This is a genomic window from Novosphingobium terrae, from assembly GCF_017163935.1.
Taxonomy (GTDB): Bacteria; Pseudomonadota; Alphaproteobacteria; order Sphingomonadales; family Sphingomonadaceae; genus Novosphingobium; species Novosphingobium terrae.
In genome coordinates this window covers 1,859,014-1,876,929 of record NZ_JABVZR010000001.1, presented here as the reverse complement: position 1 = coordinate 1,876,929, position 17,916 = coordinate 1,859,014, and the positions used below count along the sequence as shown (strand labels likewise).

Genomic DNA, 17,916 nt, shown 5'->3' with positions numbered 1-17,916 from the left:
CCAGGAGATAGACCATGGGGTTTCAGCTGCGTTCCGGGATCAGCTTTTGCGAGGTCAGCGACAGGCTTCTGTTCCTCGATGTTGTCGCCGACCGCTATTTCTGCCTGCAACCAGGCGCCGAACATGCCTTCCGCAACATGGTGTCGGGCGCCGATCTCGATGATTCCGATGCCCGTGAGCTGGATGGTATGATCCGCGCCGGTACTCTTCTGCAGACGCGGGACCATCGTACACCTACTCCACTTCGCGGAACCCGCCACGCTTCGCTCAGCATGCTCGATAGCGTGGAGGGCCAGGAACTGAGCGTATCGAGCGGAGCCATCTGCGGCGCGCTCATAGCCATCTTCATCGCTCGCTTCAGCCTGCAGCACCGGCGCTTGCACGCCACCCTGCGCGCCATCGATCTGCGAAAGATTCCCTGGCCTCGCAGCGGGCAAGTCGATCTTGAAGCTGTTCAGGCGGCCGCGACGGCCTTTGAAGCCACATCGCGCTTTGTGCGCTCCCATGACAAATGCCTGTCGCGCTCGATCGCGCTGGCCCGCTATCTTGCTGCCCGCGAGCTGCCTGCCGATCTGATGATCGGGGTCAAGCTCCGCCCCTTTGCCGCCCATGCCTGGGTCCAGTCCGGACGGTGGCTGGTCAACGACCGGATCGATATGGTCCGGGACTATACGCCGATTTTGGTCGTCTGATGCGCGCCCGCTATATCGCCCGGCTCGCCGGTGCCGCTCAAGGCCATGATGATGCGACCGAGCGCTTCGCCCAGCAGCTCGGTGCGGCATCGAATGCCGCTGTCATCCGGCTTGGTCCCCTCACCATCGCAACGCTCGGCCCTCCTCCCCTCCGCTGCGGTCCCCATGGTGTGATCATAGGATCGCTCTACAGGCGAGATGGCGGGCCGGCGGTTGCAAACCTTACCGATGGCGAGCAGCAACGCATCGTCGCCAGCCGAGGGGCGGCTCTGACCGATCTGTTCTGGGGCCCTTATGTCGCGCTGCTGGCAAACCGGGATGGAACCGCGCTCGATGTCATTCGCGCGCCCCTGGGTGAGCTGCCCTGTCTGCACACCATCGTCGGGAACGCGACGATCCTCGCCTCGGATGTCGACCTGCTCCGCAATCCCGGAGGCTATCGGCCGGAGGTGGATTGGGATCAGGTCATAAGCCACCTCGCCTGGCGCTATGTCTCGGGTCCGCGCACCTGCCTCATCGACCTGAGGGAATTGCAAGGCGGCAACCGGCTGGCGGTCGATGGAACCAGCCGGCATATGGAAGAGCTGTGGTCGCCGTGGCGCTTTGCCAGCGCCGCGCAGCAGTTCTTCTCACCAGGAGACGCCGAAGCACAGCTGCGCCAGGCCGTTCTCGATTGCATCGCTTCGCGCGCAGCGCCTTTCGAGGCCGGCGTGGTGATGCTCTCTGGCGGTCTCGATTCCTCTCTGGTGGCAATGGGTCTGAAAGCCGCCCCCATCCGCCCGACAGCGCTCAATCTCGTCACTCAGGATCCGGGGGGAGACGAGGTGCGGTATGCGGCGCAGGTTTGTGAATCGCTTGGCATTCCCCTCACGCTTGGCCTTCGGGAAGTTGCTCGTATCGACATCCATCGCAGCGGTGCGGCTGGACTGCCGCGTCCCAGCGTTCGCGGATTTCTGCAGGAGTCCAACAGGCTGGTCGCTGAAGCAGCAGCGGCTCATGGCGCCACGGCGATCTTCAACGGCGGCGGGGGCGACGGCATCTTCTGTTCGCTGCAATCAGGCGCCCCGGTTGCAGACCGGCTGCTGGCGACCGGCATCGGGCGCGGCATTTTCAAGACCGCATTCGACATGAGCGAGCTTGCACAGGCCAGTATCTGGTCCGTGCTGGTCGACGGCATCCGCCGCGCCTGGCTCGGCAAACCTGCCTATCGCCAGACACCCGAACTCGACCTGCTGTCCTCGCATATCCGGGAACAAGCGGCGCAACTGCCCGGCCATCCATGGATGGATATACCGCCAGGCATGCTTCCGGGAAAAGCCATGCATGTCAGGATGACAACCTTCGCCCAGAGCTATGTCGAAGGCCTGGATCCGCGCAGCACTCTGCCCGTCATCGTCCCGCTGCTCAGCCAGCCGCTGGTTGAAGCCTGCCTGCGCGTCCCCAGCTGGTATTGGCTGGAGCGCGGGCACAATCGCATGATAGCCAGGCGCGCCTTTGCCGGGAGGCTGCCCGAGGCTGTCCTGCTCCGTCGATCGAAGGCTGCTCCCAACAGCTTTCTCGCGGAAATCATCGATCATCACCGCCAAGCCATTCGGGCTCTGATCGAAGAAGGCGAATTGGGCCGCCGTGGACTCATTGATGTGCCCTCCACGCTTGCTCTGATCGATCAGCAAAACCCGCTCAAAGGACCGGCCTTTGAGCGGATTCTGGAGATTATCGACGTCGAGGTCTGGGCCCGGAGTTGGGCCGAACCCCAGGCAGGTTAGGGCTTCGAAGCGGCGGCCTTCTCCTCCAGCTTGCGGCGCATGTCCTGCCAACGCTTGTACTGCTCCGCCTTGGCCGGGTCGGGATCGGTCTTGCCCTGCAGCCAGAAGCTGAACCAGTCGAGATTTCGATTGTAGACGGCCTGCTTGTGGAGGGGTTGCCATTTGATGTGAGATTCGCCCGGGTAGACATACATGTCCACCGGTTGCCCGGCCTCGTGAAGCGCGGTGAACGTCTCAAGGCTGATATTGAATTCAGAGTCAGCCAGTTGCATCAGCAAGGGACGATCCATCCTGCGCGCGGCGAGCGTCATCGAGATTGGCGCCCAGAAATCGATGGGTTCTATCGATCGAGGGTAGCCCAATCGATGCATTTCATCGGCAAAGCCAATGCCTCCAGCATTCATCATCGCGCGCGTATCCGTGCAGCAGCTGCTGATCGCAGCAGCTGCAAACAGGCGCGAATTAACCAGCGCAAAGCGCGTTTCGGTTGCCCCATCGCTCAGCCCTGTGATGCCGATCCTCTCGGGATCGGCAATACCACGATCGATCACCATCTTGACTCCGGTTATGATGGAGGAAAGCTGGGACTTGCGTTCGGACCAGTTCTTGATGCCGGCTGCGTAGAGCTCGTGCCAATCGTGGATACCAGCTGAATGCGCGGCGAAATCATCAGGGGCTTCGAGGCTGAGGACCGCAAAGCCCCGCGCCGCGAAGGCATGGATGGGATATTCATCGCCCGTGCCGCCGCGCAAAAAGCCACGACTGCGATATTGGGTGATCACCATGGGCAATCGGGTTCCGGGCTTGTAATCAGGTGGCAGGACCAGATCGCCATAGGCCGACAAGCCGACATCGTTCACCCATTTCAGCCGTTCGACATGGCCCAACCGGATCGTCTGGAACTCGGGATTGGGATCGAAAATCAGCCGTTGCGCCCCGCTGTGAAGATCGATTGAGATGATCCTCTTGGGCATCGTCGCATTTTCGACCGCGCAAACGAGACTTTCCTCCGCAGGAACGCACGCATGGAACTGGTCCGCCGAATGCAGGATACGCTGCGGCGCCCTGGCACCGACACGCCAGCGAAACAGTCCCGTCTCACCGGTTTGCCACCCTTCGCGTTTGAGAATAAGCAGCGATTTTCCGTCTCGATCCCACCATAGATCTGCCAGCGCGCCGTTACAGTCCGCCGATCCGCAGGTCACTGTCTTCCCACCGACGCTGACCAACAACCTGAGCGGGCTATCCGGATTGTCAGTGGTGTGCTCGGTCCACACCTTGAGGCCGGCGGCCAGAGGGATGGCCGGCAGCCCCCCAAGCAGGCGCGTTACTTTGGCTTTTTCCGGAGCGCTGGCAGCCACGATCGTCCCGGTGACTGGATCGATGCGGTAGGCCTCATCGGGCAAGGGCGAAGGAGTAAGCGGCCTTGCCCCGAAGTTCGGCGCAATGCGGGCATCAAAGTGCCAGCCGCTCTCTCCCTCCTTATCAATGGCTTTGACCGCCTCGAGCTTTGACGGTCGTGACGTGTAGACGATATCATGACCATCTTCGCTCCAGGTGAACGCATCAACATCGACTGGTGACCTGGTGACCACCATGGCGCCCCCGCCATCGCTGCGCGCGCGCCAGACCTGAGTGATACCGTGGTCCCGGCGGCGATAGGCAACCCACCGACCATCAGGTGACCAGACCGGCGAAACTGACGCTGCCTGCCCGAGGGTCAATGTCGCACCGCGAAGGCCAACCTCGATCAGGATCTGTTCGCCCCCCTGGTCGAGAATGCGGGGATCGGGAGCACCCTCACGATTGATCACCACCATCGCCCTGCAGGCCGTGTTGGTCGCCGGGTCAAGGCGAACCAGCGGGAACGCGATGTGCTTGCCGTCCGGTGACACAGCCAGTGGCCCCGGATTTTTATAACTGTATTCCGATGAACCGATCTCGCGCAGCCGTAGCAAATCGTCACTGGTTACAAACCGGGACGGTTGCTCCTGGTGGCTCTCCACCGGGAGCAGGTCAGCACAAGCGGCATGCGCGGTGTGCGCACCGGCCATCAGGCACATGAGGGGCAAGGTGGTACGAAGGGCGGCCAGTCGGGTGCGTCGATTGATGAAGCTTACCATGACTTGGTCACTCCCACGCCGATGTAGCGCCCGACGGGCGAGTAATTCGTGCTGTCATAGGCCGCCGAAGCATAACTCGTCGTCGCAATGGTCGTCGGCTTGTCGTTGAAGATATTTTGGGCAGTCAGGCTGAACGCCACGCCATGGAGCGCGCCATTGCGGTCACCAACATCGTAGCGCGCGGTAAAATCCTGGGTGAGCATGCCGCCCACGGCAATCGGGGTGGTCGTACGAATATCGCTAACACCGCCGATATAGCTGGTCGTTGCATTGAACATGAAGCCGCCCCGCTTCCAGCTGACGCTGCCACGCCCTCGCCAGTGGGGCGGATTGAACAGTGTTCCCGCAAGCTGGGTGGCCGCCGCTCCCGGCACAAGCACCTGGCTGCTGGTCAGATAGGCGATGTCACCGTTGAGGCCGATCTCACCGCTCTGACCGTGCAACCTCTTCTTGTAATTGAACAGCAGGTCGACACCATGGATCACCTGCCGCCCGGCGTTCACGCTGCTGTTGTCGATAATGGCAACGGCGGTCGAAGGGTCATACGTACTGGTGCCAGTCAAAGGGGTGAAGCCGGGCATATTGACAATATTTGCGACCGCTGCGGCGCTTGGCGAAAGCGTGACATAACGAGCGTAGATCGGATTGCTCAGTGACTGGCTCGTGTAGGTGATGGGCACCACGATACGATCGCGGTAGATGGTCGAGAAATAACTCGCCTGAAGGTTCAGTCCGGGAATCTGATGCGGACTGTAGTCAAGCATTGCCGTCCAGGTCTCGGCACGCTCGGGCTTGAGCGCCGGATTGCCGCCTGACAGCAGCAATCCTGTTGCGGTCGATGGATAGCCGGATCCGCCTTCGGTCGATGCGAGATAGACGTAAGCGCTCCTGAGTTGATATTGCTGATAGAGTGTAGGCGCCCGGAAGGAGCGCCCCCAACTTCCCTTTACGACAAGGTCTGGAAACGGGGCATAGATCAGGCCAAGTTTCGGGGTCGCGACGGAGGCGACGCCGGGATATCGTTCATAACGCAGCGCTCCGCTGAAATTGAGCCGGCTGATGGCGGTAACGCCCATCTCGGGAGCGATCACCGGGATGCTCACTTCGCCATAGGCGTAGCGGCTATCCTGCGAGGCGATGATGTTGCTGGTGCTGCCTTCAACAAGCTGCTGGAACTTGTTGTAGCGATAGCCAAGGCCCAGCGCGAGCTTCACGGGTCCGGCCGGGAGGGTCAGCAGCCGCCCGTCTGCGGCCAGTTCGCCCGAAGCACCGCTGTTGCAATAGCATGCCCGCAAGGCGGTGGTGAGCGCGGAACCGGTGTAATAACGGTTATCCAGATGGACAGTTTCGGTCCCGTAGACACCGGAAAGTTGTACCCGCCAGCCTGCGGGCAGATCAAGCTTGAGCGACGGCGCAACCGAGACCGAGCGGCTGGTCGAAGCCTGATCGGTGTGGCTGAGACTCGCGTCGCCGGCATTGTTCGACGCCCAGCCGCCCAGACTCCATCGCTTGTTGAAGGTGGCGTCGACGTCGAACGTCAGTCTGTCGGTCAGCGACTGATGTCCCGTGAGCGCAACCGCATGATGATGCAAGGCAGGATAAAGCGCCACACCCGGTCGAACCGCCGCAAAGCTGCGGTCATTCGACATGATGTTGGTGTTGCTGGAATATTCATAGCCTGCCACCAGGCCGCCTCCGTTCCAGCGATGTCCGGCAACCACTCCATATTGCTGCTGGAAATCCCCACCGTCGGTAGCCCCACCGATGTTGGCCGATGTCTCCAGCCCTTGAAGATCATGGCGCAACATGATGTTCGCCACACCCGCGACCGCATCCGAGCCGTAAAGCGCCGAGGCGCCATCAGCGACCACGTCGACCTTCTCCACCATGCCGAAGGGAATGGACGACAGGTCGATGCCCTGGCGCGATCCGTTGTAGGCAAGGCGATGCCCGTCAAGCAGGGTGAGCGTGGCATCGCTCCCTAGCCCGCGCAGGTTGATCGTCGAAGCGCTGCCGACATTGATGCCGCCTGCTGTCGGCACATTGCTGCCAACGCCGGGGTTCTGTCCGCCCCCGAAACTCTGCGGCAGGTTGCGCATCACATCACCAAGGCTGGTGGCCCCGGTGTCGAGCATGGCCTGACGGTCGATCACAATGGTTGGCGAGGCGATCGGCGCGCCGCGAATGAGGCTCCCCGTCACCAGAATTTCCGGACCGTCAGCCGTTGAGGGGGCATTGGCCTGCTCGTCCAGCCCCTGGTCGCCTGAGCCCTTCGCATTGATGATGAGGGCATTGCCTGCAACATGCAGATGCAAGCCGGATCCAGCGAGCAATGCGGCAACGGCAGCTTCAGCCGTATAAGAGCCCTCCAGAGCGGGAGCCTGTCGATTGGCCACGAGCTGAGGCAGCATGCCGATGGTCCGCCCGGAGGCCGCTGAAACAGCTCGAAGTGAGGTTGCAAGAGACTGTACCGGCAGATGGTACGCATGGACCGGTTCGCCTTGAGCACATGCGGTAGGCGTAAGGGCGACATAAGCAAACAGGCTGGTGGAAATCGAGGCGGCCAGTGCCGCTTTATGAAACAGTCCCATGAAAACTCCCCGAGCGATCCGCCTGTGCGGTATCGCTGAGGGCCTTCAACAACCGGGGTCCACGATCCCCGGTAAGTTTTTTCCTACTTTCGGTGGGACAGGAGAATGTTCCCCCGGCTGTCGCGCGACTGGGCCAGATTGAAGGCTGCCGACAGCGCCTGCGCCAGGCCGCCGCTATCCTTGGCGGGGAAGCTTATCGAATAGTGCATCCCGCCCAGATCAGGGTCCGTGAGCAGAATCTTGGCAGGTGCATAGCGGTTGGTCCCCGCGACGATTTCGCTGAGAGGCCGATCGTCGAACGACAGCATGCCGCTGGTCCAGTCTCCCTGCTTCTCAGGACTCGGTCCGGCCTGCGAGGTCAATGGGTCCGCACCGACGAACAGCGCCTGCCCTGGCTGCAAGAACTTCCCCTTGCCTGACTTTACGGCAGCAGCGACAGCCGGCTTGCGCACTTCGATCAACCCGCGCAGCAGCGACACCAACGGCTGCTTGCCATCCAGATCGACGTCGAAGATCGTACCGTGCGCAACAACCTCTGAGCCATCGGCTGTGACGATGAAGGGATGGTTCGGGTCATGGGCGACGTCGAAACGCGCCCTGCCCTTCATCAGCGTCAATCGTCGTTCGGATGGCGTGAAATTCACCGCAAGCGCGCTGTCGCTATCGAGGGTCACGCGCGAGCCGTCCAGAAGGGTCACAGTCCGGATCTGCCCTGGCGCGCTTGCGAACTTCTGCTGCTGCGCGGAGATCGACGAAGAGCTGCTGAGCCATGCCCGGGCGACGCCGGCATAGACCACCAGCGCCAGGACAAGACCGGCTGCGATCAGAAGGACAGTGCGGGTGATACGACCCACCACATGTTTGGCAAGGCGATCAGGTTCCCGACCGGTTGCGGTCGGCCGAAGTCTCTCCAGACCAGCGTCGGTCTCCACAATATTGTCATAAGCCCTGGCATGCCGAGGGTCACTGGAATACCATTCCTCGAACGCCAGAAGATCCGCCTCGTCGGGCGATCCTCCCAATTTGGCGTACCAATCGCCGGCTTGCGTCCGCAAGGCTTCGTCCGCAGGTTCCCCCTGCCCCGAGGCGCTCATCAACGCGACCTCAGGCTGCGATCAAGATGGGCGATGGCCTTGCTGATACATGACTCCACCCCCTTCTCGGTCATACCGAGCCGAGCTGCGATTTCCTTGTAGGTCAGACCATCGATGCGGTGAGCCAGAAAGATATCCTTCGTTTTCGGGCTGAGCCGCTTCAGGGCGGCTTCTGTGCGATTGATCAGATCACGGGCTTCAAGTGTTGCGACCAGATCCGGCGCCGTCAAATTGACGTCCTCAACCGGAACACTTCTGGCCATCGCTTTTTGTGCAGCAGATTTCGCGCGATTGCGCAGCAAATTTGTCGCGATGCGATTGAGATAGGCTTCGGGCTCCTCGATCGGTTCGTCCCGTACCGCCTCGGCATGCGCCAGCTTCAAGAAGCTCTCCTGCACAAGATCATGGACATCCTCCCTCGGAACACGGCGATGGAAAAACCGCAACAGCCTGGGCGTCTCCCGCCGATAGATATCGTCCAGTGCCCGTGTTGGAGAAACCCTACCCCCGCTTTCAGGTGGTAAGGGATCGCCATCTGCAAGCCGTGGTGAAAGCCCGAAAAGGAAGGATCGAACAGACATGGGGCCTATTGCGCCCCCTCTGCCAATTTGATCGATCCTGTCTCGTCACCAATTAATTCATATGCCATGCTCGAATTGCCTCACATAGCGAGGCAATCCGGCCAGAAGCCGGGTGTTGAGAACATGCTTGAACACGCGCCGACGCCTTTAGCTGCAAGCAGCTTGTACATACGCTTCGGCCACCCGGACTCTGTATCTTGGAGCGGACTGGAATTTAATCGATTTCAAGCGAGGTTCTCACGCCTCGACGCCGCTTTCGTTACAGCGCCTCTCAAGATTACTACAGATTTATGAAATCGCAAGCCCTGAAGTCTGATATTAGCAGGTGCTGAACCGTTCCTGATTTGCTGGAGAGCTTCTCATGAGGGAAGAATTTCGGACTGCTGTCACGCTAGCCACCGTAGGAGCTGAATGCCTGATCTGCCGGTGGCTAGCGTGACTGACCTCTTTCCTCCCCGTGTAAACTAAACCACCGGTAAGCGTACGGCCTCCCGCGTGTTGCACGGGTGATGAGCTGTCGCGATGAGGTTTCTTATGCAGTGTCCATTCGCACTGCGTAAGGAGAGTGCGTTGGACAGGATCGAGATCATCGCCGGTGTTGAGCGTCGTCGGCGGTATTCGGATGAAGAGCGCGCGGCGATCCTAGCGATGTGCGATGAGCCCAAGGCGACGATCGTGGGTATCGCCAAGCGGTTGGGCATGTCGCCGGGCCTGATCCATGGCTGGCGTCGGATGCGTAAGGAAGCGGAGAAGCTGGCGAGCGAACCGTTGCAATTCATCGCATATGGTTCTGTCCCCGAGCCTGCTGGCGGTGCGAGGATGGCTGTGCCTACACCTCCTGTGCCGCAGGCCGCGACGCAGGCCCCCGCCGAAGATCTGATGCGCCCTTATCCCGGCCCCCGCCCCGGCGCGATCGATGTCGATCTGCCTGGCGGCATCCGCCTTTCTGTGGACAGCTACGTCAACGAGAAAGCGCTGGCGCGGGTGCTTCGAGCCTTGCGGGATGCGTCATGATCTCGCTGCCGCCGGGCACGAAGGTTTATCTCGCCAGCAAGCCCGTCAGTATGCGGCTCGGTTTCGACGGTCTGGCCGCGCTGGTGCGCCCTCTGTTTGCCGTCGAACCTTACGGCGGGCATGTCTTCCTGTTTCGCAGCAAAAGCGGCAACTATTTGAAGGCCCTATTTTGGGATGGCAGCGGGTTATGCCTGTTCGCCAACTAACTGGCTTCATACTGCAGCCCTTCCATCGAGGTCGTTGCATTTTGCTCGCTGAGCCGGCGGACGCTGGCAGCGCGATGTGTCAGCTGGTTCCATCGGCTACACTGCTTGGCCGGGACATGCGGCCCTGGCGGTTCATAGAGGCCCATGTGACCGTTGTAGGCGTGACGTTTGATGATGCCGTACTTCGCCCACCTGACCAAGGTACTTTCCGAGATTCCGAGTTTCGCGCAGGCTTCCACCTTTGTCAGCATTCCACGGTCGCGCAGCCGGTCGTAGCGAGTGCGCAGACCATATTGTTTGACGAGGTAGATGACACGCAGGTCGGTGAACTGCGCATTGGCCTGGTCACGCCGCGCAGAGCCACCGGGACGGATACCTTTTGCATTCAGGATATCCCTGATTTCGGCGCAGATGTGGTCGTCTAGAAGCTTGTCGACCAGCCCGACCACCTCCGGTCGGGTCTTTACCTGCTGGGCGGAAGATTTGGGGTTCTGAGTGGTCAGTGTTTCGGTCCTCCCGCCTCTGAAGCGGATGTGGACCCGGGTCTCCCCTTCGGCGGGGACCTTGAGCAGCGTGACGTCCTCGACAAGGTAGGCCAAGAGCCGCTTGCGTTCACGGTTCGGCAGGGTGGGATCATGCCAGACCGTTTTAAAATCGGTCGTCATGGCGATCAACCGATCGTGGATTGCGTCGTCCAGCTTCAGTTGGCCTTCGCGCAGAGCGCGCGCTCTGTCTTCTTGTAGTTCAGTCAGCGAGCGCAGCTTGTCGTTCCATTCTCGTTCCAATGTATCGGCAACCAGACGGTTGTTCGGATCGACCAGCATGAAGCGGCGCTGCGCCAGATCGGCATCGATCCGGGCGCGCTCGACAGCGCGGACCCGGAGGTCATCCGCTTCGCCATGGCGACGCTCGATCTCTTTCCTGATTTCCAACGCCAACTCCACGGCGGCCGGCGTCATTTCCGCTGCGATCAATTCACCGATTGCTGCATCAACGGGCCACCCTGCGATCGACTGACAGTGCGGTTCGCCGCGAGAAGCGGAAGCGCGACTGCACAGATACCAGGTATCCACCTGGCCGCGCCGGTCGGCGTAGCGGGCTCGCATATGGCTTCCGCAACGTCCACATACAACGCGCCCTTGCAGCAAGGCTGCGCCTTCGCGGGGCGGTGAGGCGCGTACGGCCTGATAGCCTCGGCCATTAGATTCGAGGACCCTGAGGTTATGCTGGAACTGATCCCAACTGATGTAGCCGGGGTGGGCATCCGGGATGCAGGCAAGCCAATCCTTGGGATCACGTTTGCGGAGCTGTTTCTTCCCATCGACGGTCCGGCGGTAAAGACGCTGCCCGTAAGCATAAACACCGGCATAGCGAGGATTGTGAAGCGTTCGCATAGCGGTCGATGCGGTCAGCGGTTGGAAGATCACCTCCTTGCTATTGCGTACCCGAGACGGGAAGAGCAGGCCTTCCCTGGCGAACACCTTGACTGTCTGGGAGGCCGATCCGACTCGCGAGAACGTTTCGAAGAAGTGGGTGATCATCTCCCGGATCTGGGCGTCAGGATCGAGGACAACATTGCCAACCTCATCATAGATGAAGCCGGTTGGCAGGGGGCTGCGATATTCACCGCGGCGCACCTTGTTGAGGATACCACCGCGTAACCGGGCTTTGATGACGTGCAATTCGGCTTCGCTCATCGTGCCCTTGAGGCCGAGCAGCAGGCGATCATTGAAGTTCGCCGGATCGTAAACGCCATCCTCGTCGAGGATCAGCGTGTCGGCCAAGGCGCAGATTTCCAGCAATCGGTGCCAGTCCGCGTTGTTTCTCGCGAGTCGAGATACCTCCAGGCCCATGACAATCCCCGCGCGTCCCATGCCAACATCGGATACAAGGTGTTGAAAGCCCTCGCGCCACGACGCTGAAGCGCCGGATTCGCCCTGGTCGCTGTCGATGACCATGATCTGGTCATCACGCCATCCCAGCCCGATTGCCCGCCCGCGAAGGTCGTATTGGCGCTTGGTGCTTTCGACGTTCTCCATGACCTGCCGCATCGATGACTGGCGGATGTAGAGGTAAGCACCCCGTTCGAGGTGATGCGACTGGACCTTGAGCATTTCGTTCATGCCATTCTCCTCCGTTCCGGGGCCGCCATCACCATGGCGGCAAGCAGGTGGATGACTGTGCGCTTCTCGGAAGGCTCATCGGCGATCGACAGGCCAACAACCGGCATGGCAGCGCATGGGGCTTGGCAGGGTGCGCGCAAGATCGCGCGGATCCAAGCCCAGGTCCCGCGATGCAAAAGGATAGTCAGGCCGCTGCGGGCCTCTACGGGCATAGAGGTCCCAAGCGCCGCAGCGCGCAAGATTTCGTATCGCTCTGTGGCCCGGTCCTGCAGCGCGGAATGCGGTGCAGGACCGGTGCCGATCACGCAGTTTTTTTTACACCGAGCGCGCGCTCGATTGTTCTGGGGTGGACATCCAAGCCGAACTTTGTCCGGATACGGTCCGTTAATTCGCGCGCCCGAAGCGGTTCGCCTGGGGCGACCTGTTCCTTGAGGAACGCCAGCACTTCCCCTTGGAGCTTGTGCGGTCCGCGAGGCCCGCGTTTCCTCGGCACGAGGCCGCCCAAGCCCGCATCGTCGAAGTCCGCACGGGCCTGATAGAAGGTCGGCCGGGAGACACCATATTCGTCGGATGCCTCTGTCACTGACATCTTGTCGACGAACACGCGTCGCAGCATCTCGTATTTTACTTGCACGATGTCGCGCGGATCGAAGAAGCCGTCCTCCTGGAATTTCGGATCGCCCACCTTTTCCGGCGCCGGGTTGAGAGTGCCTTCCTCCGCCAGGATCTTTGCCTTTGATCGCTTGTGCTCGATCCTGTTTGGCACCTGCAGTCTCCGACCTTCGCTTAATCGTTGTAATATACAATACGCCGCATAAGGATAGGGCGTCAAGGGACAGAGAGCGTACGATTCGTTCATCTATAGCCACAAAAACCGCCATTCAGCGTAGATCCCAGGGGCTTTGCGGCGTCGTTTCCTTTACAGCGGCGGCATAATTTCCCTTACGCTTCTTCGCTCCTGTCTCCCGTTTTTGCGACATGAGATGGGCGACTAAATCACCGAGCGCCAACAGATCGGCAACTCCGCAAACGGCCGGCCCGCCTCCGACGACAACCTCCAGATCAGGAGCTGTCGCATCGGTCCATTGCGGCGGAACAGAGCAAATCTGCCCGTCATCAAAACGCAGTAGCCACCGCCTGCCCGATCGGTTGCCACGCTTCGCGACGCAGACGCCGCACCTTCCGGAATATGGGTGAAAGGGATGGGTCACCGTCACAAGATGCGGCGGGGCCGGGGATATCCCTGCATTTCTGACTGAGGTACAAGCGCCTGGAGCGCAGCCGTTTCGTCTGGCCGCCGCTGATCGAAGGCGGCGTGGTGCTGACATCGGCGCAGTTCGCGTTGCTGATCGAGGCGATGGATTGGCGGCGGACCGTAGCGCCCGAACCGCCGCGCCTGCCAGAGCAGATTTGACCCGACAATCGCCGCAATTCCGGGCTTTTGGCTTTGGGCAGGAAGGCATTTCTGGTAGAAAGAAACGTGTCCTCCGGCGATCTCGAACTCCCTGCCGATCTGGCTGAACTGCGTGCGTTGCTCGCGACCACGCAGGCGCGTCTGGCCGCCTCGGAGCAGGCATTGGAGGTCGAGCGCAGCGCCCATGGCGAGACCCGCCAGCAGCTTGAGACCGCCCACAATTCGATTAAGCTGACCGCACTTCAGATCGAGAAGTTCAAGGTCCAGCTTGCCCGCCTGCGCCGCATGAAGTTCGGTCAGTCCTCCGAACGCATGACCCTTGAGGCCGACCAGCTCGAATTTACGCTGGAGGATCTGGAGGTTGAGCACGCCCATACCGAATGCGTGATCGAAGGCCGTGTGCCTGAGGATGCTCTGGCCAAGGATGCGCCCCGCAAACCTCGGCGCGCACCACTTCCCGACCACTTGCCCCGCGATGAGGTGCTGCACACAGCGCCCGATGCGGATGGTTGCTCGGCCTGTGGCGGGGCGATGGGCAAGCTGGGCGAGGATGTGACTGAGGTCTTGGAATACGTGCCAGGCCGCTTTCGCGTCACCCGGCATGTGCGCCCTAAGCTATCCTGCAACCGCTGCGACACGATCAGCCAGGCCCCGGCTCCTGCGTTGCCCGTGCCGCGTGGCCGTGCAGGGCCGGGCCTGCTGGCCCATGTCGTCGTGTCCAAATTCGCGGACCATCTGCCGCTTTACCGCCAGTCCGGGATCTATGCCCGCGAGGGCGTGGAGATCAGCCGCTCGACCATGGCGGATTGGCTGGGGCAAGTCAGTTGGTTGTTGCAACCGCTGGTCGAGCGGATCGCCGATCATGTAATGGCTAGCGCCAAGATCCACGCCGACGATACGCCTGTGCCGGTTCTGGCACCGGGAACCGGCAAGACGGCGACGGGGCGATTGTGGGTCTACCTGCGTGACAATCGGCGATGGAGCGCCGATGACAGGCCAGCAGCACTGTTTCGCTACAGCCCAGATCGCAAGGGTGAGCGACCGCGTGAGCATCTCAAAACCTTTGCAGGTTTTCTGCAAGCCGATGCCTATCCCGGCTTCGAGAAGCTCTATGCCCCTGACCGTCAGCCGGAGCGGATCATGCCGGTGGCCTGCTGGGCGCATGCCCGACGCAAGCTGCATGACGTCTACAAGGCCGACCAACACTCGGCCGCCGCCCAAGGGCTGGACATGATCCGCGATCTTTACGCCATCGAGCGCCAGATTGATGATGTGCCAGCGGATCAGCGGCAGCATGCCCGTATCGCGTCGAAAGCCAAGGTGTTGGATTTCTTTGCCTGGGCCGAGGATGTGCTGTCGCGGGCTTCTGCGCGATCACCCTTGGCCGAGGCTTTGCGCTATGCCGTAAAGCTCAAACCCCAGCTGCTGGCCTACACCGATGACGGCAGACTGGAGATTGACAACAACCCGGCGGAAAATGCGCTCAGGGGCATATGCCTCGGCAGGAAGAATTGGCTTTTTGCCGGGGCTGATTGCGGAGGCGAGCGCGCCGCTGCCATGTGTTCGCTGCTCGAAACAGCCAAGTTGAACGGCGTGAACCCGCAGGAGTGGCTGACCGATGTGCTCGATCGCATCGGCAAGGAGCATCCGATCAACCGGATAGAGGAACTGCTGCCTTGGCACTGGAGTGCATCGACAAAGTAACTCAGGGTGCGATGGAATGCGAAGTTGGCATGCCCATATAATACACTATAAAGATTAAATGCGGCATGGTCATCGGGAGTAGCGAGGATGCGCAAGTCACTTCTGGGAATCGTTGGACTGATGCTCACGGCAGCATCGCCAGCCACGCTACTCACGCCTACTGCAATCCAAAGTGAAATAAGAAGCGAGGGCGCAAAGGCGGTCGTAAACCGCCTCTATAATTCCGGCGCATATGACAAAGTTGTCATGAGTAAGATCAGAAGCGGCAACGTTCAGTGGATACTCCTGGCGAGGCCGCTTTCCGCCGGCACCGACGCCGCGACTTCGGAAGGGCTCACGCAGGCGCTTATCTATGCGTTGCCAAAATCTCCACAGGCCGTGCTCTCGGTCATCGACCTTAGCGGATCATCTTACCCAAGGTCACCAGGTGAGGTCTGTAGCGCGTCCTTCTTTGAGGGCGCCCCCACAAACATTCCAGCATATCGCGCTGCCGCAGTTCGATCCGTCAAGGCCGTCACCGTTCCCAGCCTTCAGGCTGCAAAGCAGATTTGTCTCAAACGCCTCAGGGCCAAGGGTTAGCAACGTCTGCTTCTGCAAGGACATGGTGGCAATATGTGGCATCGAGTGGTGATAACGACGGCCCTGATCGTCTCCAGCGCTGCGGCTTTGGCCGCGACTGCGCACGAGCACGCCCTTCATGGGTGGGATATTTTCAACAAGCAGACAACGCTCCAATGCCCCGCACTCAAAATTGCAGAAAAGCCTGCCGGGGATGTGAATTACTTGGAGGAAGGCTTCCAATCTACCCTCAACGCAAGACAACAAAGAGCTTTCGAGAAAGCCATTCCACGTGTAAATGGTGGACCAAGAGTATGCGCCAACCGAAATGGAATTTCCTGTCCCACAGCATGGGATATGATTGCCATTGAAAAAGCTGGTTTGCTTCCACGTTTTGTAGGTTATGCCTGCTCCAACGGCGGACATATTCCATAACGGGTTTCTGGCGACGGCCTTGGGCGGACGCTTACAACCACCGTCTAGTGGCGCGCCGCAAGCGGTACGAACAAATCATGAAAATTCGCGCCAATTTCGAGGCCGGTTTCCAAGTGTCAACCGGCCTGAAGGTTGTGGAGACCGGTAAGTCTTCTGTGGATGGCTCCCGCGTTGCAAGCACTTTTTGAAATTCTGACGATCGGTCGGGTGCAGTCGTCTGTCCGGCCTGTTGATGCAGTCGTTTCGGACTGCTGGCCCTGATGGGGTCCGAAAAACAGAGTTCCTATCGCCTTCACAGGCTGTTGCGCCTAAGACTTTCCACGGGTTGTCCCTGTTCCCGGTCTGACCGGTGTCGCCATCATTTCTCTTTGCGCTCACAACTCCGTTCGGCCGATCACCTCAGCCGGATTGCGTACTCATGCGGCCAATCCGGGCACATGGTGTGATTGATAGACCTGACCGCGTGTCATGACCGCCCACGCGATCCGCGCTATCTTGTTGGCCATGGCGACGCTGGCCACGCGGGCAGATTTTCTAGCCAGTATCCCAACGAGAAACGGGTGAACCGTTGCAGGGCCCTCCTTGGCGCGGCGTAGCAGGGAGGTCGCCCCGATGACCAACAGCTGCCGTAGATATTTATCGCCCATCTTGGTGATCCGGCCAAGGCGCTCCTTGCCGCCACTCGACTGCTGACGCGGTGTCAGGCCAAGCCATGCGGCAAACTGGCGGCCAGACCTGAACTGGTGCGGGTCGGTAACCGATGCTGCCAGCGCGGTTGCGCCAATCGAACCAATGCCCGGGATCGTCGCCAACCGACGCGCCATGTCATCGCTTCGCCGGAGAGCTTCCAGGCGCAAATCAAGTTCATGAAGCCGGGCATGAAGCTTGAGCACCAGCTCGCACAGCATGCCGATCACCTGCGCCGCTTGTGGTGGCAGATCAATCGCGGCCTCGCCATCTTCGATCTGTTGCGCCAGATGCAGCGCCCGCCCAAGTCCGATCGGAATGGCGATACCAAACTCTGCTAACTGGCAGCGCATCATGTTGACCAACTGTGTACGTTGACCAGTCAAAAGAGAGCGCACCCGGTGAAGTGACAGGGCCGCCTGCTGCTCACGAGACTTGATCGCCACGAACCGCATCGTCGGACGTGTCACCGCCTCGCAGATGGCCTCGGCATCAGCAGCATCGTTCTTGCCGCGTTTTACATAGGGCTTCACGTAGCATGGCGGCATCAGTCGCACCTCGTGACCAAGGTTTTGCAGTTCCCGCGCCCAATGATGCGATGTCCCGCAAGCCTCGATGCCGACAAGGCAGGGCGATAGCCTTGCAAAGAAGGGCAACATTTGCGCTCGGCGCAACGCCTTGCGCACAATGACGGTGCCCTCTTTGTCGACACCGTGAACCTGGAAGACATTTTTGGCCAGATCGAGGCCGATCGTGCTAATTTCCATGGCGGATGGCTCCTTGCGTGGGTTTGCCTGACGGCAACCTCATCATGACATTCAAATGTCGTGAGCGGGAGCCATCCACCTCATCCCCTTTTTGGCTGAAATTGGTTGAAGCCGCCCTTCGTTCAGTAGGTGACGGGGCCTAACCCGACAGGGCAGCCTCC

General features: G+C 60.5%; 16 protein-coding genes. 8 read left to right on the top strand and 8 right to left on the bottom strand.

Annotated elements, in window-relative coordinates; genetic code table 11:
• The first annotated feature begins 14 nt into the window (after positions 1-14).
• The gene (locus tag HGK27_RS08540) at positions 15-692 is read left to right on the top strand and encodes a lasso peptide biosynthesis B2 protein (protein ID WP_206240145.1); all 678 of its coding nucleotides are present in this window, start codon (positions 15-17) and stop codon (positions 690-692) included.
• A complete protein-coding gene (locus HGK27_RS08535; protein ID WP_206240144.1) occupies positions 692-2,458 on the top strand; it encodes an asparagine synthase-related protein in 1,767 nt (588 codons plus the stop codon). The genes HGK27_RS08540 and HGK27_RS08535 overlap by 1 nt, the downstream gene beginning before the upstream one ends.
• Here HGK27_RS08535 and HGK27_RS08530 read toward each other — a convergent pair.
• From HGK27_RS08530 to HGK27_RS08515, 4 genes are all read right to left on the bottom strand, one after another.
• Positions 2,455-4,581, bottom strand: coding sequence for an Atxe2 family lasso peptide isopeptidase (locus HGK27_RS08530; protein ID WP_206240143.1), 2,127 nt, complete (start codon positions 4,579-4,581; stop codon positions 2,455-2,457). The two genes, HGK27_RS08535 and HGK27_RS08530, sit on opposite strands and share 4 nt — an antisense overlap.
• Positions 4,575-7,172, bottom strand: coding sequence for a TonB-dependent receptor plug domain-containing protein (locus HGK27_RS08525; protein WP_206240142.1), 2,598 nt, complete (start codon positions 7,170-7,172; stop codon positions 4,575-4,577). Before HGK27_RS08525 ends, HGK27_RS08530 begins: the two co-directional genes overlap by 7 nt.
• Positions 7,173-7,255: 83 nt before the next feature.
• Positions 7,256-8,266, bottom strand: coding sequence for a FecR family protein (locus HGK27_RS08520; RefSeq protein WP_206240141.1), 1,011 nt, complete (start codon positions 8,264-8,266; stop codon positions 7,256-7,258).
• Entirely contained in the window at positions 8,266-8,847 is a 582-nt protein-coding gene (locus HGK27_RS08515) for an RNA polymerase sigma factor (protein WP_206240140.1), read from the bottom strand. The genes HGK27_RS08520 and HGK27_RS08515 overlap by 1 nt, the downstream gene beginning before the upstream one ends.
• Before the next feature lie 570 nt (positions 8,848-9,417).
• Here HGK27_RS08515 and tnpA point away from each other — a divergent pair.
• Both tnpA and tnpB (HGK27_RS08505) read left to right on the top strand, forming a co-directional pair.
• Entirely contained in the window at positions 9,418-9,861 is a 444-nt protein-coding gene (gene tnpA, locus HGK27_RS08510) for an IS66-like element accessory protein TnpA (protein WP_241126950.1), read from the top strand.
• Entirely contained in the window at positions 9,858-10,067 is a 210-nt protein-coding gene (gene tnpB, locus HGK27_RS08505) for an IS66 family insertion sequence element accessory protein TnpB (RefSeq protein ID WP_206240139.1), read from the top strand. The genes tnpA and tnpB (HGK27_RS08505) overlap by 4 nt, the downstream gene beginning before the upstream one ends.
• On the opposite strand, the gene HGK27_RS08500 is transcribed toward tnpB (HGK27_RS08505), so the two are convergent.
• From HGK27_RS08500 to HGK27_RS31410, 3 genes are all read right to left on the bottom strand, one after another.
• Positions 10,064-12,190: a recombinase family protein gene (locus HGK27_RS08500; protein ID WP_206240138.1), complete on the bottom strand. Its 2,127-nt coding sequence runs from the start codon at positions 12,188-12,190 to the stop codon at positions 10,064-10,066. The genes tnpB (HGK27_RS08505) and HGK27_RS08500 overlap by 4 nt on opposite strands.
• Before the next feature lie 301 nt (positions 12,191-12,491).
• A complete protein-coding gene (locus HGK27_RS08495) occupies positions 12,492-12,956 on the bottom strand; it encodes a helix-turn-helix domain-containing protein (protein WP_206240137.1) in 465 nt (154 codons plus the stop codon).
• A 115-nt stretch (positions 12,957-13,071) separates the two neighbouring features.
• Positions 13,072-13,518: a DUF5372 family protein gene (locus HGK27_RS31410; protein WP_407674608.1), complete on the bottom strand. Its 447-nt coding sequence runs from the start codon at positions 13,516-13,518 to the stop codon at positions 13,072-13,074.
• On the opposite strand from HGK27_RS31410, the gene tnpB (HGK27_RS31405) reads away from it, so the two are divergent.
• From tnpB (HGK27_RS31405) to HGK27_RS08470, 4 genes are all read left to right on the top strand, one after another.
• Positions 13,446-13,604 (top strand): IS66 family insertion sequence element accessory protein TnpB, encoded by a 159-nt coding sequence (gene tnpB / locus HGK27_RS31405; protein ID WP_206242953.1) that lies wholly within the window; start codon positions 13,446-13,448, stop codon positions 13,602-13,604. The two genes, HGK27_RS31410 and tnpB (HGK27_RS31405), sit on opposite strands and share 73 nt — an antisense overlap.
• Before the next feature lie 66 nt (positions 13,605-13,670).
• Positions 13,671-15,308, top strand: coding sequence for an IS66 family transposase (gene tnpC, locus HGK27_RS08480; protein ID WP_206240135.1), 1,638 nt, complete (start codon positions 13,671-13,673; stop codon positions 15,306-15,308).
• A gap of 87 nt (positions 15,309-15,395) precedes the next feature.
• Complete coding sequence (locus HGK27_RS08475) at positions 15,396-15,887, top strand: hypothetical protein (protein WP_206240134.1); 492 nt, start codon at positions 15,396-15,398, stop codon at positions 15,885-15,887.
• Between the two features lie 33 nt (positions 15,888-15,920).
• Positions 15,921-16,301: a hypothetical protein gene (locus tag HGK27_RS08470; protein WP_206240133.1), complete on the top strand. Its 381-nt coding sequence runs from the start codon at positions 15,921-15,923 to the stop codon at positions 16,299-16,301.
• Between the two features lie 416 nt (positions 16,302-16,717).
• On the opposite strand, the gene HGK27_RS08465 is transcribed toward HGK27_RS08470, so the two are convergent.
• Complete coding sequence (locus HGK27_RS08465; RefSeq protein WP_206239818.1) at positions 16,718-17,755, bottom strand: IS110 family RNA-guided transposase; 1,038 nt, start codon at positions 17,753-17,755, stop codon at positions 16,718-16,720.
• Positions 17,756-17,916 lie beyond the last annotated feature (161 nt).

Coding starts and splice junctions, on each gene's coding strand:
- HGK27_RS08540 (WP_206240145.1), top strand. CDS start 15: ATGGGGTTTCAGCTGCGTTCCGGGATCAGCTTTTGCGAGGTCAGCGAC.
- HGK27_RS08535 (WP_206240144.1), top strand. CDS start 692: ATGCGCGCCCGCTATATCGCCCGGCTCGCCGGTGCCGCTCAAGGCCAT.
- HGK27_RS08530 (WP_206240143.1), bottom strand. CDS start 4,581: ATGGTAAGCTTCATCAATCGACGCACCCGACTGGCCGCCCTTCGTACC.
- HGK27_RS08525 (WP_206240142.1), bottom strand. CDS start 7,172: ATGGGACTGTTTCATAAAGCGGCACTGGCCGCCTCGATTTCCACCAGC.
- HGK27_RS08520 (WP_206240141.1), bottom strand. CDS start 8,266: ATGAGCGCCTCGGGGCAGGGGGAACCTGCGGACGAAGCCTTGCGGACG.
- HGK27_RS08515 (WP_206240140.1), bottom strand. CDS start 8,847: ATGTCTGTTCGATCCTTCCTTTTCGGGCTTTCACCACGGCTTGCAGAT.
- tnpB (WP_206240139.1), top strand. CDS start 9,858: ATGATCTCGCTGCCGCCGGGCACGAAGGTTTATCTCGCCAGCAAGCCC.
- HGK27_RS08500 (WP_206240138.1), bottom strand. CDS start 12,190: ATGAACGAAATGCTCAAGGTCCAGTCGCATCACCTCGAACGGGGTGCT.
- HGK27_RS31410 (WP_407674608.1), bottom strand. CDS start 13,518: ATGTCAGCACCACGCCGCCTTCGATCAGCGGCGGCCAGACGAAACGGC.
- HGK27_RS08475 (WP_206240134.1), top strand. CDS start 15,396: ATGCGCAAGTCACTTCTGGGAATCGTTGGACTGATGCTCACGGCAGCA.
- HGK27_RS08470 (WP_206240133.1), top strand. CDS start 15,921: ATGTGGCATCGAGTGGTGATAACGACGGCCCTGATCGTCTCCAGCGCT.
- HGK27_RS08465 (WP_206239818.1), bottom strand. CDS start 17,755: ATGGAAATTAGCACGATCGGCCTCGATCTGGCCAAAAATGTCTTCCAG.